This is a genomic window from Limnohabitans parvus II-B4, from assembly GCF_003063455.1.
Lineage (GTDB): Bacteria > Pseudomonadota > Gammaproteobacteria > Burkholderiales > Burkholderiaceae_C > Limnohabitans_A > Limnohabitans_A parvus.
On sequence record NZ_NESN01000001.1, the window covers coordinates 829,724 to 856,447 of the forward strand.

General features: G+C 54.3%; 26 protein-coding genes and 1 pseudogene. 16 read left to right on the forward strand and 11 right to left on the reverse strand.

Going from position 1 to position 26,724, the window contains the following annotated elements; translation table 11 throughout:
- Window positions 1-4: 4 nt before the first annotated feature.
- The 9 genes from pglZ to B9Z37_RS03895 all read right to left on the reverse strand — a co-directional run bounded on the left by pglZ (window position 5) and on the right by B9Z37_RS03895 (window position 15,687).
- The gene (gene pglZ, locus B9Z37_RS03855; protein WP_108311676.1) at window positions 5-2,344 is read right to left on the reverse strand and encodes a BREX-1 system phosphatase PglZ type B; all 2,340 of its coding nucleotides are present in this window, start codon (window positions 2,342-2,344) and stop codon (window positions 5-7) included.
- Window positions 2,341-2,979, reverse strand: a complete 639-nt coding sequence (locus B9Z37_RS03860) for a retron system putative HNH endonuclease (protein ID WP_108311677.1) — start codon at window positions 2,977-2,979, stop codon at window positions 2,341-2,343. Before B9Z37_RS03860 ends, pglZ begins: the two co-directional genes overlap by 4 nt.
- The gene (locus tag B9Z37_RS03865; RefSeq protein WP_108311678.1) at window positions 2,976-4,283 is read right to left on the reverse strand and encodes an AAA family ATPase; all 1,308 of its coding nucleotides are present in this window, start codon (window positions 4,281-4,283) and stop codon (window positions 2,976-2,978) included. The genes B9Z37_RS03860 and B9Z37_RS03865 overlap by 4 nt, the downstream gene beginning before the upstream one ends.
- Window positions 4,280-7,561, reverse strand: coding sequence for a BREX-1 system adenine-specific DNA-methyltransferase PglX (locus B9Z37_RS03870; RefSeq protein WP_240606607.1), 3,282 nt, complete (start codon window positions 7,559-7,561; stop codon window positions 4,280-4,282). Before B9Z37_RS03870 ends, B9Z37_RS03865 begins: the two co-directional genes overlap by 4 nt.
- Window positions 7,562-7,666: 105 nt before the next feature.
- Window positions 7,667-11,128: a BREX system P-loop protein BrxC gene (gene brxC / locus B9Z37_RS03875; RefSeq protein WP_108311897.1), complete on the reverse strand. Its 3,462-nt coding sequence runs from the start codon at window positions 11,126-11,128 to the stop codon at window positions 7,667-7,669.
- 23 nt (window positions 11,129-11,151) lie between these two features.
- Complete coding sequence (locus B9Z37_RS03880; RefSeq protein ID WP_108311680.1) at window positions 11,152-11,721, reverse strand: BREX protein BrxB domain-containing protein; 570 nt, start codon at window positions 11,719-11,721, stop codon at window positions 11,152-11,154.
- Window positions 11,711-12,652 carry a hypothetical protein gene (locus B9Z37_RS03885; RefSeq protein ID WP_240606608.1) on the reverse strand — a complete coding sequence of 314 codons (942 nt, stop codon included), beginning with the start codon at window positions 12,650-12,652 and terminating at the stop codon, window positions 11,711-11,713. Before B9Z37_RS03885 ends, B9Z37_RS03880 begins: the two co-directional genes overlap by 11 nt.
- 23 nt (window positions 12,653-12,675) lie before the next feature.
- The gene (locus B9Z37_RS03890; RefSeq protein WP_108311682.1) at window positions 12,676-14,415 is read right to left on the reverse strand and encodes an NYN domain-containing protein; all 1,740 of its coding nucleotides are present in this window, start codon (window positions 14,413-14,415) and stop codon (window positions 12,676-12,678) included.
- 123 nt (window positions 14,416-14,538) lie between these two features.
- Window positions 14,539-15,687 carry a hypothetical protein gene (locus B9Z37_RS03895; RefSeq protein WP_108311683.1) on the reverse strand — a complete coding sequence of 383 codons (1,149 nt, stop codon included), beginning with the start codon at window positions 15,685-15,687 and terminating at the stop codon, window positions 14,539-14,541.
- 204 nt (window positions 15,688-15,891) lie between these two features.
- On the opposite strand from B9Z37_RS03895, the gene B9Z37_RS03900 reads away from it, so the two are divergent.
- From B9Z37_RS03900 to B9Z37_RS03915, 4 genes are all read left to right on the forward strand, one after another.
- Window positions 15,892-16,515 carry a VRR-NUC domain-containing protein gene (locus B9Z37_RS03900; protein ID WP_108311684.1) on the forward strand — a complete coding sequence of 208 codons (624 nt, stop codon included), beginning with the start codon at window positions 15,892-15,894 and terminating at the stop codon, window positions 16,513-16,515.
- 71 nt (window positions 16,516-16,586) lie between these two features.
- Window positions 16,587-16,802, forward strand: a complete 216-nt coding sequence (locus tag B9Z37_RS03905; protein ID WP_108311685.1) for a hypothetical protein — start codon at window positions 16,587-16,589, stop codon at window positions 16,800-16,802.
- A gap of 24 nt (window positions 16,803-16,826) precedes the next feature.
- A complete protein-coding gene (locus tag B9Z37_RS03910) occupies window positions 16,827-17,504 on the forward strand; it encodes a hypothetical protein (protein WP_108311686.1) in 678 nt (225 codons plus the stop codon).
- A gap of 52 nt (window positions 17,505-17,556) precedes the next feature.
- Entirely contained in the window at window positions 17,557-18,222 is a 666-nt protein-coding gene (locus B9Z37_RS03915) for an SOS response-associated peptidase (RefSeq protein ID WP_108311687.1), read from the forward strand.
- Here B9Z37_RS03915 and B9Z37_RS03920 read toward each other — a convergent pair.
- Entirely contained in the window at window positions 18,212-18,772 is a 561-nt protein-coding gene (locus B9Z37_RS03920; protein WP_108311688.1) for a hypothetical protein, read from the reverse strand. The two genes, B9Z37_RS03915 and B9Z37_RS03920, sit on opposite strands and share 11 nt — an antisense overlap.
- A gap of 18 nt (window positions 18,773-18,790) precedes the next feature.
- A complete protein-coding gene (locus B9Z37_RS03925) occupies window positions 18,791-19,114 on the reverse strand; it encodes a hypothetical protein (RefSeq protein ID WP_108311689.1) in 324 nt (107 codons plus the stop codon).
- A 90-nt stretch (window positions 19,115-19,204) separates the two neighbouring features.
- Here B9Z37_RS03925 and B9Z37_RS03930 point away from each other — a divergent pair, with 90 nt between their 5' ends.
- The 12 genes and pseudogenes from B9Z37_RS03930 to B9Z37_RS14620 all read left to right on the forward strand — a co-directional run.
- The gene (locus B9Z37_RS03930) at window positions 19,205-19,411 is read left to right on the forward strand and encodes a helix-turn-helix domain-containing protein (protein WP_108311690.1); all 207 of its coding nucleotides are present in this window, start codon (window positions 19,205-19,207) and stop codon (window positions 19,409-19,411) included.
- A gap of 54 nt (window positions 19,412-19,465) precedes the next feature.
- Window positions 19,466-20,092: a hypothetical protein gene (locus B9Z37_RS14300; protein ID WP_205872535.1), complete on the forward strand. Its 627-nt coding sequence runs from the start codon at window positions 19,466-19,468 to the stop codon at window positions 20,090-20,092.
- Window positions 20,010-20,447, forward strand: coding sequence for an SOS response-associated peptidase family protein (locus B9Z37_RS03940; RefSeq protein WP_276308847.1), 438 nt, complete (start codon window positions 20,010-20,012; stop codon window positions 20,445-20,447). Before B9Z37_RS14300 ends, B9Z37_RS03940 begins: the two co-directional genes overlap by 83 nt.
- A 24-nt stretch (window positions 20,448-20,471) precedes the next feature.
- Window positions 20,472-20,795, forward strand: a complete 324-nt coding sequence (locus B9Z37_RS14775) for an outer membrane protein assembly factor BamB family protein (RefSeq protein WP_167394312.1) — start codon at window positions 20,472-20,474, stop codon at window positions 20,793-20,795.
- A 111-nt stretch (window positions 20,796-20,906) separates the two neighbouring features.
- Window positions 20,907-21,338, forward strand: a complete 432-nt coding sequence (locus tag B9Z37_RS03950) for a LexA family protein (protein ID WP_108311694.1) — start codon at window positions 20,907-20,909, stop codon at window positions 21,336-21,338.
- Window position 21,339: 1 nt separating this feature from the next.
- On the forward strand, window positions 21,340-22,641 hold the full coding sequence (locus tag B9Z37_RS03955) for a Y-family DNA polymerase (protein WP_108311695.1): 1,302 nt from the start codon (window positions 21,340-21,342) through the stop codon (window positions 22,639-22,641).
- Between the two features lie 145 nt (window positions 22,642-22,786).
- Window positions 22,787-23,056 carry a hypothetical protein gene (locus tag B9Z37_RS03960; protein ID WP_108311696.1) on the forward strand — a complete coding sequence of 90 codons (270 nt, stop codon included), beginning with the start codon at window positions 22,787-22,789 and terminating at the stop codon, window positions 23,054-23,056.
- 90 nt (window positions 23,057-23,146) lie between these two features.
- On the forward strand, window positions 23,147-23,515 hold the full coding sequence (locus B9Z37_RS03965) for a hypothetical protein (RefSeq protein WP_108311697.1): 369 nt from the start codon (window positions 23,147-23,149) through the stop codon (window positions 23,513-23,515).
- A 143-nt stretch (window positions 23,516-23,658) separates the two neighbouring features.
- Complete coding sequence (locus tag B9Z37_RS03970; RefSeq protein ID WP_108311698.1) at window positions 23,659-24,384, forward strand: hypothetical protein; 726 nt, start codon at window positions 23,659-23,661, stop codon at window positions 24,382-24,384.
- Between the two features lie 157 nt (window positions 24,385-24,541).
- The gene (locus tag B9Z37_RS14420; protein WP_167394313.1) at window positions 24,542-24,841 is read left to right on the forward strand and encodes a DUF3293 domain-containing protein; all 300 of its coding nucleotides are present in this window, start codon (window positions 24,542-24,544) and stop codon (window positions 24,839-24,841) included.
- Window positions 24,842-25,079: 238 nt separating this feature from the next.
- Window positions 25,080-25,478 carry a MerR family transcriptional regulator gene (locus B9Z37_RS03980; protein WP_167394314.1) on the forward strand — a complete coding sequence of 133 codons (399 nt, stop codon included), beginning with the start codon at window positions 25,080-25,082 and terminating at the stop codon, window positions 25,476-25,478.
- Window positions 25,465-26,712 (forward strand): annotated as a pseudogene (locus tag B9Z37_RS14620) (VIT domain-containing protein); the annotation flags it as partial. The gene B9Z37_RS03980 and the pseudogene B9Z37_RS14620, both read left to right, overlap by 14 nt.
- Window positions 26,713-26,724 lie beyond the last annotated feature (12 nt).

Below are 26,724 nucleotides of genomic sequence, written 5' to 3' on the forward strand. Positions count from 1 at the left end.
TTCCTTATCCGCCGACAGTCGTCGCCAGTTTCTGAATCACATTGCCTTGAGCATCAAGGACGACCACTACAGCAGCTGCACCCAATTGGTCATCGTCAACGATAGCCAAACTGGCCTTGCCATCCACCAACAGCTTGGGTTGCGCCACCAGACTGCTTGATGACTGGGCGGGCTTGGTCCGAATATCTAAATTCAAATCGACTGATTGTGACGACACCACTGCCGTACACCGCAGTCCCTTCCAGGTCACGGAATCAATGGTGGCCTTGGCTGAGCCAACAGCGCTCGTGCCCGATTCCAGGTTCAAAACAGGCACCCAACACTCTTGGAGGCTGATGCCCCCATGCGCATAGTCGCTGCCTGCAACAAAGGATGAAACGCCAGGCGCATAAGCCACTTGAACATCATTGCACCAATCCCAGCCAAAGGTCAGCGGCGTGCCATGGGCAGAATCCTTCAACACAGCGCAACGCCCCCAGCGCGTTTCAGCTTGATGCTTTGGTAGTTCTGACTTGGGCAAACCACCAGGTAGCAGCAACCAACCGTGATCGGTCACGATGCGAAACTTTTTCCACCCCGATTGCTCAAGCTCCAAAATTCGCTCTACAACCTGGGCTAACTGAACCTCCATGTCACGAGCCAGTCTGATGCCGTGTTGGTGACCATAGTGGTCCAAATCGCCAGTCTCGGTCCAAGCAGCACCAGCAGCATCACCTGTCTCGTGTTTGTCTAAGAACTGCACGCCATGATCGGCCAACAATTTTCTGAAGTTGTGAGTTGAAAGCGACTTGCCGTCAGCAGATACACGCGGTTGGAACTCTGTGTCTGCTAAGTTACCGCTGATCCAACGTGCCACGGGAGAACACCAGGCTTTGCCAGAGGCAGTTACAGATGGCATGCTGGTCCACGCAGCGTCCAAAGTCGTCGTTCCAAAACTTCCTAAAAGCTCTTGCAATCGTGTGGCAACGTCATAGCGCAGACCATCCACAAAAACAGTACAAACACCCGCAACGGGTTCTGCCCCATTGGCTTGAGCAGCGACACTCAAACCGCCAGCCGCCTTCACGGCGTCTTGCAAACGTTTGGCCGACTCTTCAAGCCAAGGCAAATAGACCGCACGCAAAGCCAAAGAAACAGCGGCAATATCCACCTTGGAGGTGACCGCAGCCAAAGCGCGCATGGCAGCAGCATCTACTTGCCAGCCCGTTTGTTGGTAACTCAAAGCCAATGCATCGGGGGTCGCTCCCACGGGCAACTGTTTGCTTGCTGAAGCCACCTTGGCCAAAAACTCCAGGGCCGTGGCCAAAGGTGCTTGGCCCATGCGCGCCCAAAGCCAAGAGCGACGAACACCATGTTCTTTTTCGATCTTGGCAATTTCATCCCGCGCTTGGTCCGGCATCATGGGGCCGCAAGCTGCCAGGGCGTAACGCAAAGAAGATTCACCACCCTCGTTGGCCTGCGGATAACCCTCTTGCCCCTCAAAGCCATCAAACAAATTGCGCTGGGGCGGTTGTACCTGCGCCAACAAATCAAAAATCTTCGGAAAGCTGCCAAAAGAATCTTTGTACAACTCAGAAACAGCCGCCCACTGACCCTCTGCTTTGGCCAGCTTCTCTGCGGCAACCAAAACGCCATCAGCTTTGGGGTCAAAACCAAAATCAGCTTTAGCCCGCTTGTCAAAAATTGCCCACTGCTGTTTGGACCACTTAGCATGGGCCGCCTCAGGGTCATTCATCCAAACCAGCAAATCACGAGTCGGATTAGGAGCTAACAAACTGTTAAGCCAGGCCGCATTGATCGAACGCCCCATCAGCTCAACCACTGGACGCTCCAACAAAACTCCTGCTTCAACCGCTTGAATCAAGGCTTCTTGCGTCGCCTTGTCTTGGGCCACATCCAAACCCAATCCACCGTTTTTGGAGGTCAAGAACGCGTTGACTGTCCAGTCCTTGCCATTTGATTGACTCCAGAAAACCCCCCGGTACTGCAACTCAGCCAAAGGCTGCAAATCTCTCGGGCAAGTTTCAATGGCTCGCAAATCAGCGCGGCTGACACCAGGCAAATGCACGATATGTGCGCCCTGAGCGGCCTCATCTTGCGCAATACTGCCCCCTATCAAACATTTGAGCCAAATCGCTGGCCCACGAAACGCCTTTGGGTCATACGCGCCCAGCTGCAGCAAACCATTGCAGCGCTCGCGCAAGTTCATGAACACGGGCAACCACTGACGATCAGTATCTGGCCACAACACTGCAGCCGGTTTGACCTGGGTTGAACCGTTGACCTTGGTGGCCTCTTGCAGGGCTGCCGCCAAAGCGTCCAGCAAAGTTCTTTTATCAGTCATGGGAATCTCAATTGATCTGCATACCTGGCCACCACATGGCCAAAATTGGACAAGTGCCCATAATCGTCGCGCTGTCTGAATGCTTCGGCCAGCTTTTCAAGTTCATCTGGTGTGGCCGACTCTATGAATTGAGGATCAAAAACATCCTCTAAAGCCTCTTGCCTGCGGTTGCTCAAAAAATGGCAATCCAAGCTGAGCAAGTCAATCATGTACTTTGCGGCCGCATCATCTAGTTTTGCAGGCAAGACATTACCCATCAACGTGAAGCGAAACCGTTCCTCACACCCCGAATCAAGAGGTGAGATGTGACTGTTTTCATCAAAGTGATTGCCTTTGAAATGCCCACAATGCAGCGGGTTGCCAGGTTTGGTTTCGCGAATGCAAGACGCATGCAAGTTGGCGTAGTCCAAGGCCAGATCTGGCCTGCTTTCTTGCGGCCTGAAGTGCTCAATGTGGCTATCAGCTTGTGAAACCGATCGCCCGCAATAACAACACACACCACCCTGTTCTTTAATCAAGGCTGCGTGAACCTGGGCTTTTTCTGGATTCTGCAGATCCGTGTACCCAGGCGTCCAACCTCCTTGCTTCCAAACCTCAAACTCGTTTGGAGCCCCTCCCTTGACTGTGTGCTTCATCGCCCCAGGACCTCCTTGCGTTTGAGCAAGGCCTCGGCCCCGGCCAGCTCAGGTATGCCAGGTGCAGTCGCTTTCAGCTGGGCCAACAAACTGCGAGCTTCATCCAAACGTCCCTGCTCCAAAGTAGAAAAGAGCTGTGAAACCTGTTTTTCTATCGGTTCGGTTCTGGCCCCTGCACCCATGATTTCTTCCAGTATGTCGCTGGAATCTAAGCCGTAACTCACCTGCGGATGAGCAGCACCGTCAGTGCTCAGCACAATGATCTCATCCGGCTTCAATTCACCCAAAATTTGCGGCGAGTGTGACGCGGTAATGAACTGAATATTAGGAAATGCAGCTTTCAAACCATTGGCAATTTGGCGCTGCCATTTGGGGTGCAGATGAATATCCAACTCATCTATCAACACAATGCCTGGCGTCTCTGCACAGACTTTGCTGCCCAAGTGTGGGTTGAGCACCACCATACGCCGTGCAATGTCCGCAATCAAGCCCATGATGGTCCGTTGGCCATCGCTGAGTTGTTCGTATGGCACGCGCTGCACCACGCCATCAACATCCCATTTAACGATGATGCTTTTCTTGGCCATGTCGTAACGTACATCCTGACATTCCGGCAAAGCCGCACAAATGGCTTGGACCACCATACTCAGTTCATCACCCTGAATGGCGTCAGCTGACAGCGCACCGTCTTGTGCAGCTTGCAAGCGCTCAAGGCTTTTGGACACCACCCATGTTTGCAAGGTGGCGTTGTCAGAGGATGCACTCAACCAATTGGCATAAGCATGATCACGGCTGACCTTTTGGGTAGCGGCCTGCATCACATTGGCATTCACAGCTGGCCAGTTGCGATCAGCCTGATAGAACAAAATCAACGGCAACGTTGTTGACTTCGCTTGATCCGAATTGATATTTTCAATCTGCTGCATGAACTTGAACGGCGTCACGTTTTCGACCTTGGCATGGTCCACAGCACTGCTTTTATTCACTGACCAATCAACACGCAAAGTATCCAGATAGGCGGTGGAAGCCACCTTGATGGGGTACTGAGCCTCATACCGGACACTCGCACCATGGGATACACACTCTTCGCGAGCAACCCCCTCCTTACCGATCCAAGCCTGCCAGGGTGAATAACCGCCTAAGTGCGTAAAACCCACCATGGCATCCGTCAATGCCCGCAATAAAGATGTTTTGCCGCTCCCGTTGCACCCAACAATCACATTAAAGCGAGGGTTGAACGACACCGTTAAATCTCGATGCTTCAAATAATTGAGCAGTCGGACCGAACCAATGTGCATGTTCATGAGTTAACTCCTGCTTTTGACTTTGCTGCCATTTTCTCAGCCAAGCTCAAATGATGATCGTTAATTCGATCTCCCTTGTGCACATTGAACCAAGGCGCACTCTCGACATCCTTGCCCCGGTCTTTGTCCCAGGTGATGTTGAGTTTGGGTTTTTTGTTGTGACGCAGGACTTCGGCGGTCATGAAGGGGCGGATGTTCATGCGCACGCCGTCGTTCAGGTCGGGGTTCCAGCCGATGGGTTGTTCGGACAGGGACTTCCAGCGCACGAAGATGTCGTAGGGCTTTTCGCCCTCCAAGATCAATTCCAATCGACGCTTAAGGTCGTGTGCCGCGGCCAGTCGTGTTGGAGCTCCGTCCACACCATCTCGCACGCCACCTTCTTGCTGGCGAATCCAGTCACCCAGGTAGGTGTGGATAAAGCGCTCCAGGTTTTTGGTGTCGAGCTTGTGGTAGTTAACCAGCGCGGCAAAGCCGTCTTTCAGGCCATCCCACACATGCCAGATGAAGGGCCGGTGGTGAAAGCGCTTGGCGTGTTGCTCGAAAAACTTTTCGCGCAACCAAGTGTCCAGGCCCTTGCCAGCCCAGTCGGCGTCAGTCAGCAGCTTGTCGAGCACAGCGGGCTTCCAGCTGCCGGGCTGTACTGTCTCCCAGGCAGCAATCAAGAGCTTGAGCAAGCGATCATGTGCTGCTGGCTCGCCGCGTACCGAGGGCAGGCAGATGATGCCGTCATCGTCGGTGTGCTCTGACAGTTTGTCGCACTGTGTAATCCACGAGCGTGCCTCGTCGGACAACTCCATGGATGCATCGGTTTCTGCGGGCCAGCGGTAACTGGCCAGGCGGGCAACTGCTACTTGAAGCGGATCGATTGAAGGCTGTGGGTGGCCGTGAAACAGCCACTGGGTGGGATCATCCGAATATGGTTTGGGCAATCCGTTGGGATATCGCTCAACGGCCACTTGTTGCCAATGCGCAGCGTCGAAAGGTAGATCATTAAAAGTGCCGTTTGTGACGTTAACCTTCTGATTTAACTTTCGAACTTCAATTGCAAACTCTGGGGACTCTGCGAAAGACCAAAGTGCTGGAAGTAGTTTTTCATCCTTAATAATAAAAGGTGAAACTGTAGGTGAAAAAATTTCACCTGAATGGAGCGTCACAAAGAGGGAACTCATCTGCTGAATTGCAACACCTTTAGATCCAATCAATGATGCCGGGGGAAAATTATGGGCCTTTGAATTTAGATGCAAGTCCCCTTGCTTATTTTCCCATCTGACAAATGAATGTCTTCCTGCGTACAGCAAAGACCGATCAGGTGGTGTTTGGTATTTAGACCAAATATTAAAACGGTCGACTATTTCCCAGTGTCGAATAACATAACGCAAGTCATCACCTGTGACTAAACCTTGCCATGCGCGCCCATACTTCCCGAGGCGAACAGCATCTAAATCAGATGAGAGATTCACCCGTGCACCATTAGCAAGCTGACTTTTCTGTGAGACTTCAACTATTACCGATTGTCTCAGCGCAATTGACTTTTCTTGTGCATCTTTAGACACACTGGCATCGATACCTCTGAGTAAGTATCCATCATGTGCAATATCATGGGTTTGTACTAAAAGGACAACCTGTACAACTTCACCGCCAATTGTCTCGAAAGCCCCTGGGCCTAATCGCGCCAATAAATTCCACTGAACGCGCTTCAGTAAAGATTCACGTTGTTTCCTATAACTTGGCAAGAACAACCAGTTCTGCGGCATCACGATTTGCACAACACCCGCACCTTGTTCTTGGCTTAACTCAAGACACCGCTCCAAGAAGACATTGGCCAAATCATTCTTGGCGTCCCCGTAATGCGTTTCGCAGTATTCCTTCAGCGTGTCGTTTTGCTTGCCACGTGCCAAGTAAGGCACGTTGGTAATAACCAAGTGATATCGGTCATCCAACAAGCGTGCAGCATCGAGCAAGCCGAGAGCTGTTAACGCGTTGTTCCAGGTGGCAGAGGCGTCCTCCAACAAGTCAGGTTGCTGCTCGGCCTTGAGTGCCTGTTGCAACAAGCTGGACAGCAATTTGTAATCGGCCGTGAACAGGTCGCCACTTGATTTGCCTGTATCGAGCAAGCTTCCCAGAATGGGTGCTTGCGTGAACGCTTTGTGTAGCTGCCGCAGTCCATTCTTCAGTTCATCGGCGTTCTCAACATGGTCAGGGACTAGCGCCGTCCACTCAGCAGACTTGGCTCCCACCTTCAAGCCGCAGCAGGCGATGTTGGGCGCAGGCATGTCTGAGCGCACACCAAGCGGTTCACCGTTTTCACCTGGGAAGCGCCAGGCAGCCAAAGCCAAGGCAAACACCGCAATCTCCACACAACGTGGGTCCAGTTCAAGGCCGTGCAAGTTGTCTTGCAGCACCAGGTCCACCGCGTCCATGGCGGTCAGGCCTTCGGCTGCCATGCGCATGGGCACCAGAAGCAAGAAGGCAGCTACCAAGAAGTGGCCCGAGCCGCAGCACGGGTCCAGCAGCTTGAATTGCTCTAGGGTATCTGGCCAGCCTTCAAACTTCCCCGCAGCGGGCGTGCCATCGTCCAAGGTGCGTAAATAGGTCAGCGGTACTGGGCAAGTTTTACCAGGATGACGAGTGGTCCACCAGGCACCCAGCGAGTTGTGCAACAGGAAGTCCACCATGTAAGGTTCGGTGAAGAGCTGAGTGACGGCGGACAGCTCGTCTGCGCCGATCTTGACTTCAGAGGCGTTGACCTCGTCCTTGCGTTTGGCTTGCCAGAACTGGTAAACCCAGCCCAGGCTGTCGCTGGCTTTGAAGACTTCTTCGGGCAAGGCGGCCAACAACGTTTCGAGTTTGCGCTGGTGCTCAATGGCAAAGGCCATGTCAAACACGGGGTGTTGCGGCTTGAAGACCTGGGGCAGCATGCGAGCGGCCAACTTGCCTGCCAAGTCCCAGCCACTTTTAGCGCCCAAGCTGGTGGCTGGGTCTTCCGCCATTTCTTCGCACTCGGCGAGGGTCACAGGTGCACCCGGCTCCCACAGCAGCAAACCGTTTTCAGCCAAGAAGCGGGCAAACAGCATGCGGTGCCAGTGCTCGTAAGCGGTTTCCCACACCAAGTGGCGAATGCTTTGGCTGCCGTCTGAGGCTTTGACATCACCCAAGGCTCGGCCGTGTGCACGCAGGCGACGGCGCAGGACTTTTTGTGGGTCGGTCAAATAGTCAGGCGCTTTGCCCTCGCCCACAGCCAGTTGTGCCAAGGCGGCAGTAGCAGCCACCTCAGCCACATCACGGGCGACTTTGACGGTGTTTTCTAGCTGCGTGCGCAGGAGTTTGGGGAGGGGCTGGTTGTTGAGAGCACTCATGCTAGGACTTGTCTTTCACGTTCTTGGTCAAAGCGACACAGGGCCATGTTTGAGCTTGTCGCTCAACAAAACTTCAACCTGGGTCAACCAGGCCTTGAGTTCAGCTTCGTCGTTGAGGGTGCGCTTGGGCAGATCAACGCGGATCACATTGGGTTTGAGCAATTGCACGGCGGCATGGCGTGCGGCCTCAAAACGGCTGGGCAGTGCCTGGGTTTTAGAGACCCAGTGGTCCAGATCGCAGTCGTCCAGTGCGTCTTGCAATTGTTCTGGCGTGCTGAGCTGCACAGCATCTGGGGCAGTCAGGTGATGCTTGTTGCTCAGGTCTTCGCGCTGGGCATCGGTCAGCTTATTCCACTCGGCATCGGCAAAGAGTTGGCTTTGCTGCTGGGCATAGGCTTGGCCGAAGGCGTCGAGCTTAGCGTTTAGGGCTTGGCGCAACAAGTCAACCGTTTTATCCAGCAGCGGGCGAACGGCGTCAGGATCGGCCAGAAGACTGCGTTGCAACTCGATGGCGTCCAGCTCGGCCTTTAGGTTGGCATAAGGCCCCAGGGTTTGCGCGTGACGTAGTAATTCCTTGAGCTGACTCCAAACGGGAAGGCGCTTGGCAATGGCTTCTGCGGTTTGTCCCCATTCTTTGGAAAGAGTCTGCAACTCGTCGTATCGGTTGAACAGCTCCAACAGCTGTGCGTTGCCAGACTGAGCATCAATGGCCTCAACCACGGTGAGCTTGGGTGACTCAGGTGCAGGAGCATTCCCCCCTGCTTTACTGGCCTGGTCCCGCAATTTGGCGAGCAGCGCAGGCACTTTGGCCTGCTCTTCTTTGGGTTGGCAGGGCACGCCCACTTGGCTGAACAGCTGCCTGATTTTAATGAGCTGCGGCGGCGTGATGGTGATGGATTCGCGTTGAAAATTGGCCTGCGTTAGGCGAGCACGATCCAAGCTTTTCACATCCACGGCCTTGCTTGTGGCATCGGTAGCTTTGATGTGGCCAGCGGCCAGCAAAGCATAGAGCGCCCCGTCGATGGCATCACGGGGCCAGCCATAAGGAGGGCTTTCAAACTGCTCCCGTATGTCTGATCCTTTTTTGTTCAGCCCAATGAAGGCCAGCAGCTTTTGGCACACAGGATGTTTGTCTGCCTCTTGGTTGTGGCCTACCGCCTTCATTGCTTCCAGGTTGCCCTTACGGGCTTCGTCAAGCACTTTGCTCCAATGGTCGTGGTCAGCGGCGTCAAACTGGTTGTACAAGCGAATCACGGACGACTTGGCTGCACGGTTGATGCGATCGGCAAGGTCTTGGCCGTCAGTAGCTTCTTGACCACCCGCCATGAACAGGCGCGCACCCACCATCAATTTTTCGAGCAGGTCGGCCAGTTCTTTCTCTGCGTTGCGCTGGCGGCTTTCCATGGAGCGCTGGGCGTCACGCCCCTCTTCGGTGGACGGACTGCCCTTCTTTTGCAATGTGTTGCGAGCAGCTTCAAGAGCAACAATGGCGTTGGTCAACGCTGTTTTGTTTTCCGCAGGCAAAAAGGCGAACAAGGTCGGGTTGTCCGCGCCCTTGGCTTTGGCCTCTGCAATCAGTGAGCGCTCTTCGGTTTGCCAGCCGTCTTGCACCCACAGGAAAAGGTTTTTGTCGTTGTCACGCGGCAGGGTTTCATCGTAGCTGGGCGTGAGCTTGCGCTCAACGTTGTCTTTGCCCTGCGTGACGCGGACTTTTCTCAGGACTTCGCCATAACGGGCTTTCAGCAGTTCGGTCCGCTTTTGCTCTACACGCTGGGGCGAAGACTTGAAGTCAGCCTCTTGAGCACGGTACTCGTCGTACCAGGCGCTGGACTCTCGGGTCTGCAAGCGGTATTCGGTGCCCGTACCACCCGCCAAAGCCATGACCAGGCGATCTTTGTTTTGCAGCTGGTCCAACAAGGCGGGCAGAATTTTTCTCAGTTCTGCGGAACCAGCAGAAAGATCGGTTACCAACAGGTCAGCTAATACGTCTTCGGTGGCTTTGAGGCCCAAGTCCACAGCCGCATCGGCAGGCAGTTTGTTGATGAGGTAAATCAACTTGAGCAGTTTGGCTTTGAGTTGACTGTCTGCATCGCCCGCTGCGAATTTTTGGACGTTTTCAAAAACCTCTTTGGGCAACTGGGCGGTCGATACCAAGTTGGGGGCAATCTGATCGTACAAAAAGTCGCCAGAAACCACATGACCCAGAGGCTCATTCGCGGTGGCCAAAACAGCTTCATGCACCACACGCAATTGGCTGCGCAACTGAGACACGGTGCCCGTGGTGTCGATAGTGCGCAGGACACGCTCCCAAAAACGACGGCGGACTGGCAGCAGCGGGTAATCCGACGTCATCTGTGACTCGTCTTCTGTCACATGTTCCAGCTTGGTACCACGCAGATGGCGAGAAATCTCGCCCAGGTTGGCTCGCCAAATGTTCTCGATTTGGGGCTGTGCCGATGGCTTCTTGGCCAGGATGATTTGACGGGTAACGTTCTCCACGTCCCAATCGCCCAACATGACTTGCACTGGGAAGCGGCCCATGAGTCGCTGCAAATTGGGCATGCCAGATAGGGCCGATTGGCCCGTGCCTACAAACAACAGCTGACCATTGAACTTCTTTGACAGTGTCTCAGTCACTTCTTGGATTTGGAAAGCCTTTTCTGCATCGGTGCCGATGTATTGCTGCACTTCGTCCAAAACCACCAGGGTCAGTGGAAACTTGCCGTTATTCGACAGAGTTGCCTCAATGGCCGCGACCATTTGTTCGCTGGTGATGTCGGTGACCTGCGGATATTGAGCTTTCAGCAACTGCCGTACTTCCGCTTCGGAAGATCCAAGACCTGGTTGAACCTTCAAAAGCGCTTTGGCCAAGTGCCCAGACACATACATGTGCGGCAGTTCTTGCTCCAGGGTTTTACCCACTGTTTTCAGCTCTGCTTGTAATTTGTCGACCAGTTCTTCTTTTTGCAACCAAAGCACGAACTGCGCTTGGTTGTATTGCTCAGGCAATCCTTTGGACTTGAAGATGATGCTCAGCAATGCCAAGCGCACTTTGTCGCCCGCACCAGCACCCAACTTGCCCGCAGCTGCATGTAACCCCCCCAGACGTTTGCCCTGTGTCGTGAGTTCTTTCAGGTGCTCAATGACGCCATCTGGCAATTTGGCAATGCTTCTTGCGGCTGCTCCATCCGCAAACGTGTAATCAGTCCACAAAGTCCGGAGCATTTTGGCCAAATGGGATTTACCGCTGCCGTAAAAGCCAGAGACCCAGACGCCTGGCTGCTCGGTCTTGGAGCTCAAGTTCATCAAGAACTTGTCCAAGATGGTCTCAATGCCTTTTTCGTACTGACCGTCACACACAAAGGTTTCAAGTTCATAGCGCAGAATCGACTGAGCCGCCTCGGAATGGTCCTCGGATACTTCAGCCACTCCGTTGTTCACCAAGCGGTTGTCTTGCGGTGCTTTGTTGTAAATGTCCCTGTTGATCATGGTCATTGCTCTTTAGGTTTTGTTCAGTTCGATTCGTTGGCGGTCAACGGAATGGCCAGGTAATTCCAGCCGTCGCGTGCGTCCAGCAGTCTGTAGGTGTGGCTATCGGGGTGATGTTCACCCGGGAAAAAGACCAATAGTCGGCCTTGAATGACATCCTTGATGCCTTCAACAACGGTAGACACCCGTGCCAGGCCAAATAGACTTCCAACTCCCAGCAACGCAACGACGGTGTTGTTGTCGGATGCTTGCTGTATCTGTTGCTTGAGCTGATCGATCAACTCATTGACGAATTGCGTCAATTCGCCTGTTTGGTAACCGGCCAAGTCTTCAGGAGATTCAAAGTAGGCGTCGCGGTACTCTTGCTTGGCCATCCATTCTGGAAAGGCGTTGGTCACATCAATCAACAACCATTTCTTTTGGGCTTGTTGCGTGGCCAGCTGGAATTCACCAACATTCGCTCGCAGGCGCAGTTCATCTGTCTTGTCATAGACCGCAAAGATGACACGCTGAATGCCCGCAATACCCTCTTGCCAAGGCACGCTTAGGTGCTGTCTGTAGGTGGCGGCCAGCTTGCTGACTTTAGAGCTCATGGGCTAGTTCCTGGCGAATTTGATCTTCTGTGGGGGTCAAGCTGTCTGAGAAACGCACTTCTTTGACGCCCCCAGCATTGAGAAAAACGATCAGCCCGCGGTGATAAGCAGCATTCGTCAGCGATTCAATGTCTTGTTCTGAGCCGGGAATGAGCTTGCACCAACTGGAAGTAAACAGGCGCTGACCAGACATGCCTTGCAAGTGCCCCATGAATAAGCACATGGCCACGTTGGCTGGCGTAATGACTGGCTGAGAGCGTGTTTTGCGACTACGACCCGACAAATACCCAGCAAATGTCCAAGTGCCATTGACGTTTTGAGCGAATGATTTCAAGGAAGCCGGGCTGAAGCGGTCTGGGTGGGACTGCACCAAAAGCGCTTCAAGGTCTTCACGGCTCACATGCTGACCATCATGTTTTTGCAAGATGAATTCTTGAGTACCAGCCAACAATGGATCTCTGGCAAGGGCCACGGTCAATGCCAACACAGGCTGAGCTTGCTCGTCGGCAGCCCAGAGACGGCGAAACATTCGAAACAAAGGAAATTTGGGATCCAGTCCATACAAGGTGACCAGATGCCTGTACGCGAGTTCTCTCGCCTTTTTGGTGGGTTTGCCCAGCACATTCAAATCGATAACTTGATGGGCGTACTCGGGTTCATTGGCCTCTTGCGGAACCGCAGAAAGGAGCACCTTCAAGTCGTCCAGCATCATGGTCCGGGCAGCGTGCGGGCCATTTGTCCCAAATCGGAAACCGTATTGGGTGAGCAGATCATTGCGACGGTCAGACATGCGGCTTTTGCTTATTCGTAGAAAACATAAATTGTCTATGAGCTTACCTGAGGAAAATCCAATCTTGGAGCGAGAAATGCCCTTAACTTCAGAGGTTTTGTCTGTTTGAAGCAAAGCCAATTTGCTGAAATTAAAATTCAATAAATTACTCCTTTATTATTGCTTTAACCAACCATCGCCCACATCTCCAATGGCGACACGCCAATCGCCCCTCTTGCCTGTGCCTGAGCGAGCAGGTCGCGGTCTTCGGTAACAACCAGGCGGGTGGTTTGGGTGCCCCGATAAACCTCAGATTGCAGGCTTTCCAGAATCCGGCCATCGGCGCGGTCAGAGCCCTTTCCCCCAGAAAACCAAACCCGCAAGTTGTCGGTTTCGCTCCAGTGTTGGTCGTCAGGACTGTCAAACCAGATGTCCACTACCAGTAGCGGATGTAATGCGGTCAAGGTTTTGACACGCTCTATCAGCAAAGCGCGGGCTTGGGCGGTTGGCCCCTGCCCTGCTTTGAAGTAACTGGCCCCAATGAGGGGCTTGAGTTTGGGCAAGAGGTTGTGGCCGTCGATCAGCAGGCGGCAAGGCCTGGCGTGCAGCAAGCAGTCGGCCAGGTGTTGTGTGGGAGTGACGGGTGGAGCGATGTCTTTGGGGTCTGGGTGATGCTCGGCATAAATGGCCATGACCTGGCGGTCAATGAGCGCAAAGGCTTGCTGGCACAGGGGCAGGCCCCAGGCTTCGGCCAGCATGGTGCGTTCCAACGCTTTTTTGTGGTTTTGCAGGGCATCGATGTCGTGCAGGGTGTTCAGAGTCAGCGCCAATGCGCGCAGTTGGGGGGCTTGCGGCTGCAGGCTGGTTTGGTTCAGGCGGGCTTCGGTGGCGGCAATGTGGGTGGCCAGCGCCCGGATTTCGTCGGTCAGCTGGGGCAAGGGGCGCAGGGATTCTTGCTGGGCGGTTTGAAGTGCGGCCAGCAGGCTGCGGGCCTGGGCCAGCTCTTCGGTGACATGGGCGCGAGTGCCGTAACGTTTGTCTTGCTGAGCCTGCCGGGCAAGCAATTGCTGCGCACTGGTCAGTCGACTGCTGCTGTTGGATGACCAATTGGCCAAGCTTTCGCAGGATTCAAGCCAAGGTGCAAGGCGATTTTTGAGTCCGTCGGCAATGCCTTGTGCCACCCGCTGGTTGAGCTGTGACTGCATGGCGACTAAATCGACGTTGCGTTCACTGGCCAATCGGGTTTGGCCCGAAAGGTCAGCGCTGAGTTTGTTGACCTGGCTTTGGAGCTTGTCTCGCTCCGTTGTCAATAAATTTCGCTCTTTTTGGAGTTGGCGATAAAGGGTGCTGGAAAAGATGTCCCGCTCTTGCTGTTCTTTGGTCACGATGGACGCTGGAGCCAAAGCAACTGTGCGGGGCGCAGGAACTTCGTAGGGCACACCCTCAAGAATCGGGCGCAAAGTTTCCAGCAGCGGCTTGAAGCGGTTCTTGAATAACTCCTCCTCTTTGGTCTTGGTGGCAACTCTGGCTTTCGACGGCTTTGCCATTTCAGCCAGGGCCAGCTCGCGCACACTTTCACGCGCGTCGAGCAGCATGGCGGCCAATATGGATAAGCAGCCAAAATGATCGAGCAGTGAGGCAAGGCCAATCTTGATGGTCTTTTCGCTGAGAACGTCTATCAAGGGCTCGGACAACGTCGCGGACCGAAGAATATCCAAAACGGGAGGCGGTGGTGATTTGAGCTGCAACTTGGCCGTCACCCGTTGACGAAGCTGTTCGACGTTGGGTTTGTCTTGCTTGAGCCCGTTGAGCAGTTCAGGCATTTTGCGAGCTGACGTGATCAAGAGCGCATCAGGCATGGCATCAACTGCGTTTTTGTAAAACGTCAGCATTTCATCGTCCAGCGTGTGGTCGTCAACGATCATCTCGGATAGCTTTCACTCTAAAAATGTAAATTTTGGACAATATTCAATTGTCGTCTTGATAAGGATGATGCGATGGCATCAGGCACTTGCGAATTGAATAAAGGCCTTTCGGCCGGGGCGATGTCAAACTTCGTGAGTTGATCGCCAGTATCCCTTTTTGGAATAAACCCCCTCCTCCGTCGCCCTGGCATCCCAAAAATGACCCTCGGGCACGAAGTCAAGCCAAGGGCCGGGTTTTACCTTCAGTCGATCAAAGTCGTTGGCTTTCAGGGCTCGCTGAGCCTGGTGCACGTCGTCAAACTGCAGTGCATCGACAACGGCACTGCGGTTGCTGAAGTCGGCCCTTTTGAAACCACTGGGCCGAAGCGTCATCCCCTTATCGTGAAAGAAGTACACCGTGGCTTGTCCGTTGGTCTGCGGCTCGATCAAGGCCCAGTTGTGCGACATCATTCCCAACACCTTGACCCACCAATCACGGTTGCCAATGTGAAACAAGGGTGGAACCATGGGTTGTTTGGGCAGTTCTGGCATTGGGGTCTTCATGCGCCGGGCCTGCCATGACCATTCAAAGTGAATATCGCCATCGTTGTGGGTGGTTTCAAAGACAAAGGGCTGCTCGTCTTGACGCTCTATCGCCTGCATGATTTGTTCCGCCCTGGCTGAAAAATCATCTGAAAAGTCATGATCCAACAATTGGGCAGCTCCTTCAAAGCGTCCCAGCTCACGCAGTATTTCTGCCCTGAGCAAAATTTGGGAATCACTGTCAGAGATCAACAGATCCAACAAAGCCAGCAGATTGGCTTTCTCATCGGCTTCAAGTTCTTCCGGGCCAGAGTCCATCCGCTCATCGTTGACGCAGTGCCATGCAAATAGGCGCAACTGTTCTGGGTGGGCAGTGATGTCATGACTTTGGACGTACTGGGTGCACTGGCTGCGGGTTGCCAATACATAACGAGGAACGTCCCGGTATTGCTCGGCCAAGGCTTCTTGAGCTTTCTTGCTGGCCAAAGCCTCAGTCGTAGGCTTTTCTACAAAGCCGAAACCAGGGAAATAGTTTCTGTACGAGATGGCAGGCTGTGCACCCACCATGCAAAACAGCTCATGGCAATGTGGACAGACCACCAACGGCGGTGTCTGCGGCAACATTCGGGCTTTCATTTGACCGTCAGAGCGGTATTGCGCACCCAGCGTGTTGCCGGAGCTGAGGGTTCGGCGAGAAAACAAGCCATCGCATGAGGTGCAACGGTACAGAAGAATGGGTCCGGGGAGCATGCTGAATCCTTTTTCGACAAATGGATCGTATGGGCATGAAAGCTCTCGCCCTGAGCCTTGCGCCCTGTGGATGAATACAGTGCCACGACGACATTGACCAAGGGGGGTTCATAGACTCGGGTCCATGGGGCGTTACTGTTACTTTTGACAAAGTGCCCGGATTTGTGTTCTTCTAAAAAAGGAACAGCACTCCTTGGACCCGAGATGAAAGAAACCGAAGTCAAACCCTCTTTACGCATCAGCCACATCGTTCATGGGCGTGAATCTCGGGGCAACCGCGTGTACTACCTGGTCGACCCCAAGGGTCAGGGCACCATGTCTGCGGTGCCAGAAACAGTGGTGCTCCGAAGGTGGCGGCAAAGGCGCTTTGACGGTTACCGGTTTTCTGGCACCAGGCTGAGTGCCACCATCTGGCGTGCCGTGTCGAAGGCATTGGGCCAGAACGCCAAACAGTTGTGCAGCATGTCACTGACTGAGCTGACCCAAGCCAATGAGCGTAAGCGCCCTGCATTGCGACAGGAGTTCCTGGCATTGCCAGCGCCTGAGGCATTGCACACGCTGTTTGCTGTATGCGGCCCCAGACGTCTGCAAGCGATTCTGGATAAGCACACGTCGGAAGCACATGCTGGTTTGTCGGGGGTGCCTGACTTGTTTGTCTATGCCATATATCTGTCGACAGGCAAGCCAGCCATCGCCAGATTTGTAGAAGTCAAAAAACCCGAGGAGCCGGTATCCCAAGTCCAGTTGGATGAAATTGCCTTTCTCAACGGACTGGGCTTGCACGCCAGGGTGCTGAGGCTGAAGGAGCGCACTTCGACACTGAAATAAAGAACAGTGCCATGGGTCATGCACTGAGCCCAGATTCGGGCAACCTCCATCCACTCTTTCAAAGGTAGAACATGAGCAAAAAATCCGTAGACGAAATCATTTCGCTGGCGAAGAACATCATCAACCAAGCTGCAAACAATGGTGAAGCAGCAGCTGCATCGCCGGAACTGATGGACGCGATCCAGTCGGTGACCGCCCAAATCAAGCGTTCAGCGGGGTCTGACAGCGAGCTGGCAGCGCTGGTGGATCAAGTGCAGAGCCTGGCCAAGGGCGCTGATAAGCAATAACACTTGCGCCCAAGGGAAGCCACAATGAATCAGCAGCAGCAACCTGATCCCAAAGAGAAAAGAATTTTTGAGCTTATTCCGTTGCTAGTCCAACTGGGAAGAACAGAGGATCCCTCGGTCATCCCACCCTCTAAGCTGCCCGACTCATGGGATTTCGGCGTCCTTTGGAAAAGATGGGACTGCGTCGTGAAGGGGTGGGAGGCGAAAGAAGTTGCAGATCTGATCAAAGGGTTAACGTACTTTGAAAAGGTATTCAATTGTGGGTTCGGAAGCATTCCTCCAGTTCCACAACTTTTTGGCATTTACGCGTCCATGGTGGACTCGAGCGAAAGAGACAACTTCGCTGACTGGATTCTCATCCACACCGTAAATGACTACGTACCTTACGGGACTAACAATTTCGGGATGCGCAGCCTAGCCGCTCTTAGTAAGAAAAAAGCCGCTTTGGCTGATCGCAAGCGGACAAATGCCGCGAGCGAACAGGTTAGATTTGAAGAAGCACAGCGAAATAAAGGACAACTTGCTACTGAAAAGCTACCAAAAGCACTTCGCAGAAAAGATGCAGCCGCAGTTGCCGCGTTGCTCGCCAAAGGTGCAGATGTGAATGCCCCGTCGGATTCTGGGCAAAATGCACGCGATATTGCTAAGGAGCTAGGTATTGAGTCTTGGATAGACGTCGAATCCGCAAAAGCTAAGCGATGAGATTGGTAGTGAAGGAACTACACCCATAGCCAGAAGAGATTGGAAAAATGGCATGTGCGCCCACTACGAATCCCCCCACGACAAAGCCCTACTCAAAAAGCATTTCGACATCGACTTGCCCAGCGAGCTGGCAAAGCGCGACGTCTGGCCTGGTTACAAAAGCACCTTCATTCGCCGCCATCCTCACGCAGACGTGGGCGATGACGCGGTGCCCCCGCGTGAAGCGTTGCTTGGCAGCTTCGGCCTGATCCCGCACTGGTCCAAAGACGACAAGATCGCCAGCCACACTTACAACGCGCGAAGCGAGACCGTGGCAGAAAAGCCAAGCTTCCGCGACGCTTGGCGCCGGGCACAGCATTGCATCATCCCAGCGCAAGCCATCTACGAACCCGACTGGCGCAGCGGCAAAGCGGTGTCCACCCGCATCACCCTGACCAACGGCGAGCCCATGGGCTTGGCTGGTCTATGGGCGCAATGGCGCTCACCCCAAGGCGAGACCGTGCACAGCTTCACCATGCTGACCATCAACGCCGATGAACACCCCTTCATGCGCAACTTCCACAAACCGCAGGATGAAAAACGCTCGGTCGTGATCCTGTCGCCTGATCGGTACGACGACTGGCTGCAGGCCAGTGCGGGCGAATGTGGGGAATTTTTGCGGGCTTGGCCAGCAGATTGCATGGCGGCAGCAGCGCCTCAACAGGGGCTCAATCTTTAAGCCACTGATCCAGCAAGTCGCTCACATAGGTCTTGGGCAGGTTGTGACCGCCGTCGCGCACCACGGTGACTGGAATACCGGTTAAATGACCGAAGGCCTGCACATTGGCCGGAATGCTTTGCCAGTCCTCTGAACCGACATGGATTTCAGATCTGGCAGGTGCAGGGAACTGCCCCGTCTCGGCCAACTCCTTGAGTCGAGTCGGGCGAGGCGGTGAGAACGTGGTGCTCGTCTCGTCGCTCGTGAACTCGCCAACGATGGGCGAAAGCATAAGCACCCGGCCGGGGAACGGCTCCATCTGCGACTGTGCATGCAGGAACAGGTACGAACCGTAGGAATTGCAAATCACCCTTGCATGCTTGTTCCAGAAGTACGACTGCAAGTCATCTCGAATAAGCTGCAACTGATCCATGAAGCCCAGCGCCCGAAACTCGCCACGTGTCTGGCGGCCGGTGACATCGAAACCCCTGTCTCGCAGGGCTTGCCCCAGTCCGGTGGCCAACTGGCCGCCAGCGCCGGGTAGGTAATAGACGGTATTCATTGCAGTCATGTCTCCGTTTCCGCCGTCCTACATGTTGTCAATGAACGACTTGAGTTTGTCACCCATGGGCCTGCGCGGGAGTCCAAGTGTGATTCGCCCACCCCTTGAATTGATACGCCAAGTCCGCCGAAGTTCGTTCCGCTTTTCGGTCGGCAAGTCATCTTTCTCCTGGTTGAAAAAGGCGATGCATTTGCCCTCTTCTGCCGCAACTTCCAGTTCTTCTTGGCTGTCGACAAAGTGCACTGGTTTGCCGCACTCCTCGCAGTCACGAACAAGAGGATCGGCTGTTGCATTCAATTCATCCCACTGCTTTGGACAGTTGAAGTCCATTCCACAAAACCAAATCGCCATGTTGTTCTCCTCGCGTACTGCTGGTGCAAATTTTTTACTCTACGGAAAATTCAGCCAAAAACGAACATTGTTCGTAAAATAATTCTAATCATGCTTAAATCACCAACACCAGAGCAGTTGAAGAGCGCCCGCAAGGCGCTCGGCTACACCCAGAAGGAAGCGGCGGAATTGGTTCACGTGAGCTTGAGGGCTTGGCAGTTGTGGGAAGCCGGAGACCGAAAGATGCCCCCTGGTATCTGGGAACTGTGCGTGATCAAAGCTGGGCTGCACCCGCTCTACCGCGCTCATAAGGCTTGATTGCTACTCGAGTAGCAAGCCGGCCTTTAGGTCACAACAACGAAAGGCCAACTTATGCCATGCAATGCACACAATCATCGACCCGATTGCAACTGCGGCTGGGGTGGTGTTTTTTATGAGAACAATGGGCAGTTGTCTACGTCTGATTGGTCCAAGGCAGAGAGTCACACCACCCCCAATGCCAAGTGTCCTGTCTGCAGCGCGCCAGTCTTCTTTTACAAATCACCAGAGGGCGGTTCTGTTTTCTTCGACGACCTTGGCCCGCCATGGCCTAAGCATCCTTGCACCGATCCAGACCTTACTCCGCAAAGGTATCCGGCGGAGGCATTAGAAAAAAAGAAAGCAGGATGGTGGCCTCTGCTGCGAGAAACTGGTCCGCTGTCAACATTTTCCTTGCCAAAGGGAGAGGGGACATTTGTTGTTGACATTCAGGGGCGCGAGATTCTTATCAAGGGGAACCCCAAAATACTCAAGAAACCGGTCCCTTTGTGGATGCGGGCAGTGCCTGGGCAGCGACACGTCTACGACATCTCGACCATCAAAACGAAAAATGACCACTTCATCGAAGTGACCTTCCGCGCTTTTGGTATCAAGGCGCTTGAAGATTCAGAGCACGCAAGACTGTTCGAAGAGAGCATTCGTTTCTTCAACGCGCACCGCAATCAGGGCGCGCAGCCCTAGGAGCAGAACAATTTTTGCGAGTATCGAAACCTGCTTTGAACCCGACTGGTGCAGCGGCAAAGCCATGCCCACCCGCATCACCCTGGCCAGTGGTGAGCCCATGGGCTTGGCCGGGTTGTGGGCGCAATGGCGCTTACCCGAAGGCGAGACCGTGCACAGCTTCACCATGTTGACGATCAACGCCGACGAACACCCCTTCATGCGCAACTTCCACAAGCCGCAGGATGAAAAACGCTCGGTCGTGATCCTGCCGCCTGATCGGTACGACGACTGGCTGCAGGCCCGTGCGAGCGAGAGTGGGGAGTTTTTGCGGGCCTGGCCAGCGGAACTGATGGCGATAGACAAATCACCGTAACCAAAAATGGACAGGGAGAAAAAAATGATTTACTGCGGAACAAATGGACACGTTTTTGCTCTCGACGTAAAGGATGGCAAAGAGGTCTGGAGAACAAAATTGAAGACCAAATTTGTCTTTAATGCTGCGTCTTCAGGCGACGTAACAGTCATTCTGGTCAACGATGTTTTGATTGCTTCATGCAATGGTCACATCTGGGGTTTGAAACCAGAAACAGGCCAGATACTCTGGCATAACGATCTTCCAAGTCTTGGTAATAGATTCATCACGATGTGCACATCAAACGTATCCATACAGTACGTGCATGGTCAATCCTCGGACCATCAAACGGAACAGAACCGCCCATAAAAAATGCCCCTCCACCATCCAGCAGAGGGGCGCATCAAACAAGTTCATCAGGCAACTGCAAATTGCTGAGGATGTCATTATACTGTTGATTTATACAGTATCGGCGACATCGTGCCCAACCTCTCCACACCTCAACCCCTGCCCCCCGGTCCGCTTGTCATCAAAGCGTTTTCCACCAGCGTGCAGTGCGGTTTCCCCTCCCCGGCTGAAGACCACCACGTCGAACGCATCGACTTGATGAGCCAGCTCATCAAGCACCCGCAGGCCACGTTCATGCTGCGCGTGAGCGGGCATTCCATGCGCGACGCGGGCATCTTGGATGGATCGGTCGTGCTGGTGGACCGGGCGATCAAGCCCGAGAGCGGTCACATCGTCATCGCCGTGGTCGATGGCGATTTCACTTGCAAGATTTTGCAGACAGGCCCCGACTTCTTCCGCCTGGTCGCGGCCAATCCCGACTTTGCCGACATCGTGCCCAACGATGGCCAAGCGATCGAGGTCTGGGGCGTGGTCGTGGCCAGCATCGTGCAACACGCGGTCTGACATGCTTGCCCTGGTCGACGGCAACAACTTCTATTGCAGCTGCGAACGCGTCTTTCAGCCCTGGCTGCAAGGCCGGCCGGTGGTCGTGCTGTCGAACAACGACGGCTGCGCCATTGCCCGCAGTGACGAAGCCAAAGCGCTCGGCATCAAGATGGGCGCGCCCTACTTCCAGTTGCGCGAGCTCGAACGCGACGCGGGCCTGATCGCCTTGTCTGCGAACTTTGCTCTTTACGGCGACATGAGCGACCGCATGATGACGCTGGCCGCAGGCCTAGGCCACATGCAGGAGGTCTACAGCATTGATGAAAGCTTCATCGACCTGAGCGGCATCCCCGGTGATTTGGTGTTGCGTGCCCGCAAGATCCGCAGGCGCATTCATCAATGGATCGGCATTCCGACGTGCATCGGTATTGGCCCGACCAAGACCCTCGCCAAGTTGGCCAACGCCATCGCCAAAAGCGCTGAACGCAAGCCCGGCAGCTACCCGGCGCATCACGCGCAAATCTGCCACTTGGGCGAGTGCAACGCGCAAGAACTGGCAGCCCTGCTGCAAGCCACCGAAGTGGGCGACGTCTGGGGCGTCGGCCGCAAGATCGGCGCGCAGCTTCGTGAGAACGGCGTGCACACCGCGCTGGACCTGCAGCGCATGAGTCCGGCCGCAGCCAAAGCAGGCTGGTCGGTGGTGCTGGAAAAAACAGTGCGTGAACTCAACGGCGTGCCTTGCATTGAGTTTGAAGACGAGCCCCCGGCTAAACAACAAATTGCCTGCACCCGGAGCTTCGGACATCCGGTGACGGAGTTGATCGAGCTGCAAGAAGCCATCACCGAATTCGCATGCCGTGCCGCAGAAAAACTGCGCAAGCAAGGCAGCCACACCGGCCACATCATGGCCTTCATCCGCACCAGTCCGTTCAGGAAACAAGACCCTCAATACAGCCGCAGCGCAAGCATCCCCCTGCCCTCGCCCACCAGCGACAGCGCGCACATCACTCAAGCGGCCAACGCCATCATCAAACGCATCTACCGCCCCGGCTTCAAGTACGCCAAAGCAGGCGTGATGCTGATGGACCTGCAGCCGGCCACCCGCGAACAACTGACGCTGGACTTTGACGAAGTGATGCCCGAAAACCGCGTGCGCCTCATGGACGCCATGGATCAGGTGAATCAACGCTACGGACGTGGCACCCTCAAGCTGGCCAGTGCGGGAGCACCTAAGGCCATCAAGCTGTGGGCGATGAAACAGGAGAGGATTTCGTCGGGGTTTACGACGGATTGGGAGGGGTTAGCACTTGCAAATAAGTAGAAATTAGAGCTACAATTTATTCGCGCCGGATTTATTCCAGACCACTTGCCTGGGCGCATTACAAATTCATGGCTAAAGCGTCACGCAGCGCCCTTATCCCGCACGCCGCCGACGTTCCAAATGTCTGCGGGTAAAGGAAATCATCATGGCCAACGCCACCATTCAGCTGCCAAACCAATCCATCAACATCCAGACTGTGCCCGGATCGGGATTCATCCGCGTGATCCTGCCGGAAACTGACAACTGCTTTTACAACCCGGCCTCGGGGCTGTTCAGCACCGAACCTATTACTGATGGGGCACCGCTGGACCTTGTCACACATTACCTGCCTGAATTGACGCAAAAGCTCAATGAGTTTGATGCTCAAAGGCGCGCTTACATCGCACGGTACAACCAGTTTTCAGCCTCGCTGTAAATCCGCCTGAACTTTCAACTGACCGACTGCGAGTGAGAGGCTCATGCCTCGATCCTCTCACTCATCAATATTCATGAAGGAGCGATAGCCATGCACATTCGACACACCGGACAAGTCGAAGACCTGACGCCAGCTGACTACATACGGTGGCGCAGCGGTGTGTTGACCGAAATTGCTTTGGAGTTAGCTCAAATATCCACCGTCGAAGAATTGCAATGGGCCATTGAGAGCGGAGAGACTATGTCGATCATTCGCGCCGGGTATCACGATGCTGCTTACAACCACTTTGCAGATAAGGCGGGAGAGTCTTCGAAAGATCGCGTTTTTTTTAACATGGCTGACGCACTTAAGCAGAACTTTCACACTGTAGAAATGGTGCGTATGGATGGTTTTTACGACGAAATTTTCGAGAAGGCAATTGAGTATTCAAGGGCTTTTCCGTACAAAACAGAGCGATGAACTTTATCTACACCGCAGACGCCCTTGTGGTGATAACACATCCATCGAAACACCACAGATCACATCGACCAGAGCTGGATGTGCGGCTGAGAATTACACACTAACCAAGCAACGGTAAGCCCGAAAAATCCGCAATCATATCGATGATCAAAATCGTTGATGTGATGATCCTCGAAAGAGAAGCCATGTACATACACTGCCCCAAATGCAAAAGCGTTGCCACTGTTGAGATTGCTTACGGCAAACCTAGCCATGAAATGATGGAAGCGCACAAATACGGGTTAATTCATCTGGCGGGCTGCGTCATTGACGATGACGGCATCAACCGTCACTGCATTGCGTGCGGCTGTGATTTCATCTCGAATGAAGTTGGCCTGCCCGGCGCACATCAGAAACAGAGCATTACCGTCCAGGAAATGAACCGTATGCTCGACACCCTCGAGCAAAATTTAAAAGCGGTGCACCAAAACATCGAACGCGAATACATGCGCCTTGGCCGCGATTGCAAAGCAGAGGTCAGTTATGCCGTCTTTGAATATTTGCGCGAACATCACAGCGCGTGGGATCTCTTTCTGGACCGGTTGCAGTATTGCGGCGACCCTACGGTGATCGTTGGGCATGAAGGCAAGATAATGGCCAGATACAGCAACAACACAGCTCGGCTTTACTTGGTCAAAAACCACTACCAGTTTTACTCGTTGCTGGTTGAACTGGCACAAGCCTGCCACTGGTTGGGGCGCACCAGCCGTTGCGACCAGAACGATATTGATGACTTGAAGGATGCCTCGATCGCTGTGCAAAACGCGAGAGAAAACATCGACAAAAATTGGAAGAGCATCCGCACTGATGCTATCTCGCTGTTTGATTAACAACCCCGAAAAGCAGCAATCGAAACAAGCCATGACGACTCCTCAGACCTTGTCCACCGAACTACTGCAAGCCTTTGGACAGACACACTACATCGTGCATCACGAACCCCCGTTCACGATGCACATCGGTCGGCCTTGTTCGGAGCTCAAAATTCTCATGACTGATCAAAATGCTTTGAGCGCGGCGTTCATCACCGCCTGGAACCCGTTCAGTCAAAACCTTCCGGCCAAAGAAAACAAAGCCCGCCAAAACGAGCTGAAAGCTACCCTCAAAAAGAGCGGATTGACCTGCATCGACGGCATCGGTCAGCATCCCAGCAACAACTGGCCGGGTGAGGTCAGCGTGTTAGTGCTGGGCTTAGATCTGGAAGCGGCGAAGTCACTGGCCCGGCATTACGAGCAACATGCGTTTGTGTGGGCTGCGGGCGATGGCGTCCCTGAGTTGGTGCAGCCGTGATCCGCTCAAATTTCACGCTTAGCCTCAGCCTTTGAGCCATCGATCCAGCAAGGGACCCATGGATTCCTTGCTCAGGTTGTGCCGCACCTTGCGGCACAACTGTGCCTGGCATCCCTCTCACCCGACCAAATTCCTCGACATTGAACGGTTGAGGCCAATTCTCTGTTGATGCTCAGTCACTGGTATCCATTTTTTAAATGACAGTTTACAAATGACAGTTGAGCTGTATAATAAAAACATGGATACGACTTTTACCCTTGATCAACTCAGCGCCCTGACCGACTTGCCGCTGCGCACGATCCGCTATTACATCCAGCTGGGCCTGGTGGAACGGCACGAGGGTGATCGTAAACATGCGCGTTACAACCAGCGGCATCTGGATCAGTTGCTGCAGGTGCGCGCAATGGCGGATCAAGGCATGCCGCTCGAGCGCATCAAGCACCAAATGCAGGGCACCACGCCGCCATTGCCGCCCCCAAGGACTGCCGGTGACATCTCGGTGATCAGCAAAGTTTTCATTGCCCCCGGTGTCGAGTTGCACCTGGAGCCGCAGGCCGCAGGCCTGCCCCCAGAAAAACTCCGTCAATTTGTTCGCGCTGTCCTCAACCAATGGGAAAACCTTCATGACCCCGAATGACCAAAAAGTCGGCCTGCGCGCCCAGGATGGCCAAGCCCATGTGGGTTTGCTGTCGGCCCATGTGACTGGCCGCATCAGCGGTCTGGTGGCTCAAATGAAGGTGCGCCAGGTCTACAAGAATTGGTCTGAGACCAACATCGAGTGCGTCTATACCTTCCCGCTGGCTTGGCAAAGCGTGTTGCTGGGCATGAGCGTCGAGCTAAACGGCAAGCGTTTGAGCGGGGTGGTCAAGCCCCGCAAAGTGGCCGAGTCCGAATACGACCAAGCCATCGACACTGGCGACTTGCCTGTGATGTTGGAGAAGGCTGGCAAAGACCTGTACACGGCCAACATCGGCAACATTCAGCCTGGTGATGAAGTGGTCGTTGAGATTGACTATGCCCAGATCCTCAAGGTCGTGGACGGAGCCATCCGGCTGAGCATGCCTACAACCATCGCACCACGCTATGGCGATGCTGCCGATGCCGGACTGCGCTTGCATCAGCGCATGGCACCCGATGCCCAGGTTGAACAGCGACTGTTCATCAGTCTGGAGTTGGACGAAACGTTGAGCGCAAGCATGGTGCATAGCCCCACGCACACGATCCACCAAACCCGCCAAGGTGACATCAACACCTACAAACTCCATGGCATGGCCTGGCTGGACCGTGACTTTGTGCTCGTCATCGACCGCATTCAGGATCTCAACTTTGCTTTGGCTGCGCCGGATCCAACGAAGCCGGGTGAGGCGACCGTTTTCACGGGCTCGATTTATCGCCCCGATCAAACACCGCGGACACGGCCGTTGAACCTGAAAATTCTGGTCGACTGCTCGGGTTCAATGCAGGGCGACAGCATTGCGCAGGCGGGTGATAGTCTGCACTGGTTACTGGGCCAGTTGAACAGCGCCGACATGGTTTCACTCACCCGCTTTGGCAGCCATGTAGTGCATGAACACAAGCAACTGCAACCGTGCAGCCTAATTTACAAACAGGTGCTCAAAGCTGGCGTGCGACGGCTCAAGGCCGATTTGGGCGGTACCGAGATTGACCAAGCACTACAAAGCGTTATCGAGATTGAGCGCTACGACCGTGAATCGATCAGTGATGCCGTGATTCTGCTGATCACCGACGGCGAGGTTTGGAATATTGAAAAGACCATCGCCACCGTGCGCGCCGCTGGTCACCGGATTTTTGCGCTTGGGGTGGGCTCGTCACCGGCTGAAAGCTTGTTGCAAGACATGGCCGAAGTGACGGGGGGTGCCTGC

Excerpts from the sequence above, each read along its gene's own strand:
- pglZ (WP_108311676.1), bottom strand. The coding sequence starts at position 2,344 with ATGACTGATAAAAGAACTTTGCTGGACGCTTTGGCGGCAGCCCTGCAA.
- B9Z37_RS03860 (WP_108311677.1), bottom strand. The coding sequence starts at position 2,979 with ATGAAGCACACAGTCAAGGGAGGGGCTCCAAACGAGTTTGAGGTTTGG.
- B9Z37_RS03865 (WP_108311678.1), bottom strand. The coding sequence starts at position 4,283 with ATGAACATGCACATTGGTTCGGTCCGACTGCTCAATTATTTGAAGCAT.
- brxC (WP_108311897.1), bottom strand. The coding sequence starts at position 11,128 with ATGATCAACAGGGACATTTACAACAAAGCACCGCAAGACAACCGCTTG.
- B9Z37_RS03880 (WP_108311680.1), bottom strand. The coding sequence starts at position 11,721 with ATGAGCTCTAAAGTCAGCAAGCTGGCCGCCACCTACAGACAGCACCTA.
- B9Z37_RS03890 (WP_108311682.1), bottom strand. The coding sequence starts at position 14,415 with ATGATCGTTGACGACCACACGCTGGACGATGAAATGCTGACGTTTTAC.
- B9Z37_RS03895 (WP_108311683.1), bottom strand. The coding sequence starts at position 15,687 with ATGCTCCCCGGACCCATTCTTCTGTACCGTTGCACCTCATGCGATGGC.
- B9Z37_RS03900 (WP_108311684.1), top strand. The coding sequence starts at position 15,892 with ATGAAAGAAACCGAAGTCAAACCCTCTTTACGCATCAGCCACATCGTT.
- B9Z37_RS03905 (WP_108311685.1), top strand. The coding sequence starts at position 16,587 with ATGAGCAAAAAATCCGTAGACGAAATCATTTCGCTGGCGAAGAACATC.
- B9Z37_RS03910 (WP_108311686.1), top strand. The coding sequence starts at position 16,827 with ATGAATCAGCAGCAGCAACCTGATCCCAAAGAGAAAAGAATTTTTGAG.
- B9Z37_RS03915 (WP_108311687.1), top strand. The coding sequence starts at position 17,557 with ATGTGCGCCCACTACGAATCCCCCCACGACAAAGCCCTACTCAAAAAG.
- B9Z37_RS03920 (WP_108311688.1), bottom strand. The coding sequence starts at position 18,772 with ATGACTGCAATGAATACCGTCTATTACCTACCCGGCGCTGGCGGCCAG.
- B9Z37_RS03925 (WP_108311689.1), bottom strand. The coding sequence starts at position 19,114 with ATGGCGATTTGGTTTTGTGGAATGGACTTCAACTGTCCAAAGCAGTGG.
- B9Z37_RS03930 (WP_108311690.1), top strand. The coding sequence starts at position 19,205 with ATGCTTAAATCACCAACACCAGAGCAGTTGAAGAGCGCCCGCAAGGCG.
- B9Z37_RS14300 (WP_205872535.1), top strand. The coding sequence starts at position 19,466 with ATGCCATGCAATGCACACAATCATCGACCCGATTGCAACTGCGGCTGG.
- B9Z37_RS14775 (WP_167394312.1), top strand. The coding sequence starts at position 20,472 with ATGATTTACTGCGGAACAAATGGACACGTTTTTGCTCTCGACGTAAAG.
- B9Z37_RS03955 (WP_108311695.1), top strand. The coding sequence starts at position 21,340 with ATGCTTGCCCTGGTCGACGGCAACAACTTCTATTGCAGCTGCGAACGC.
- B9Z37_RS03960 (WP_108311696.1), top strand. The coding sequence starts at position 22,787 with ATGGCCAACGCCACCATTCAGCTGCCAAACCAATCCATCAACATCCAG.
- B9Z37_RS03965 (WP_108311697.1), top strand. The coding sequence starts at position 23,147 with ATGCACATTCGACACACCGGACAAGTCGAAGACCTGACGCCAGCTGAC.
- B9Z37_RS03970 (WP_108311698.1), top strand. The coding sequence starts at position 23,659 with ATGATCAAAATCGTTGATGTGATGATCCTCGAAAGAGAAGCCATGTAC.
- B9Z37_RS14420 (WP_167394313.1), top strand. The coding sequence starts at position 24,542 with ATGACTGATCAAAATGCTTTGAGCGCGGCGTTCATCACCGCCTGGAAC.
- B9Z37_RS03980 (WP_167394314.1), top strand. The coding sequence starts at position 25,080 with ATGGATACGACTTTTACCCTTGATCAACTCAGCGCCCTGACCGACTTG.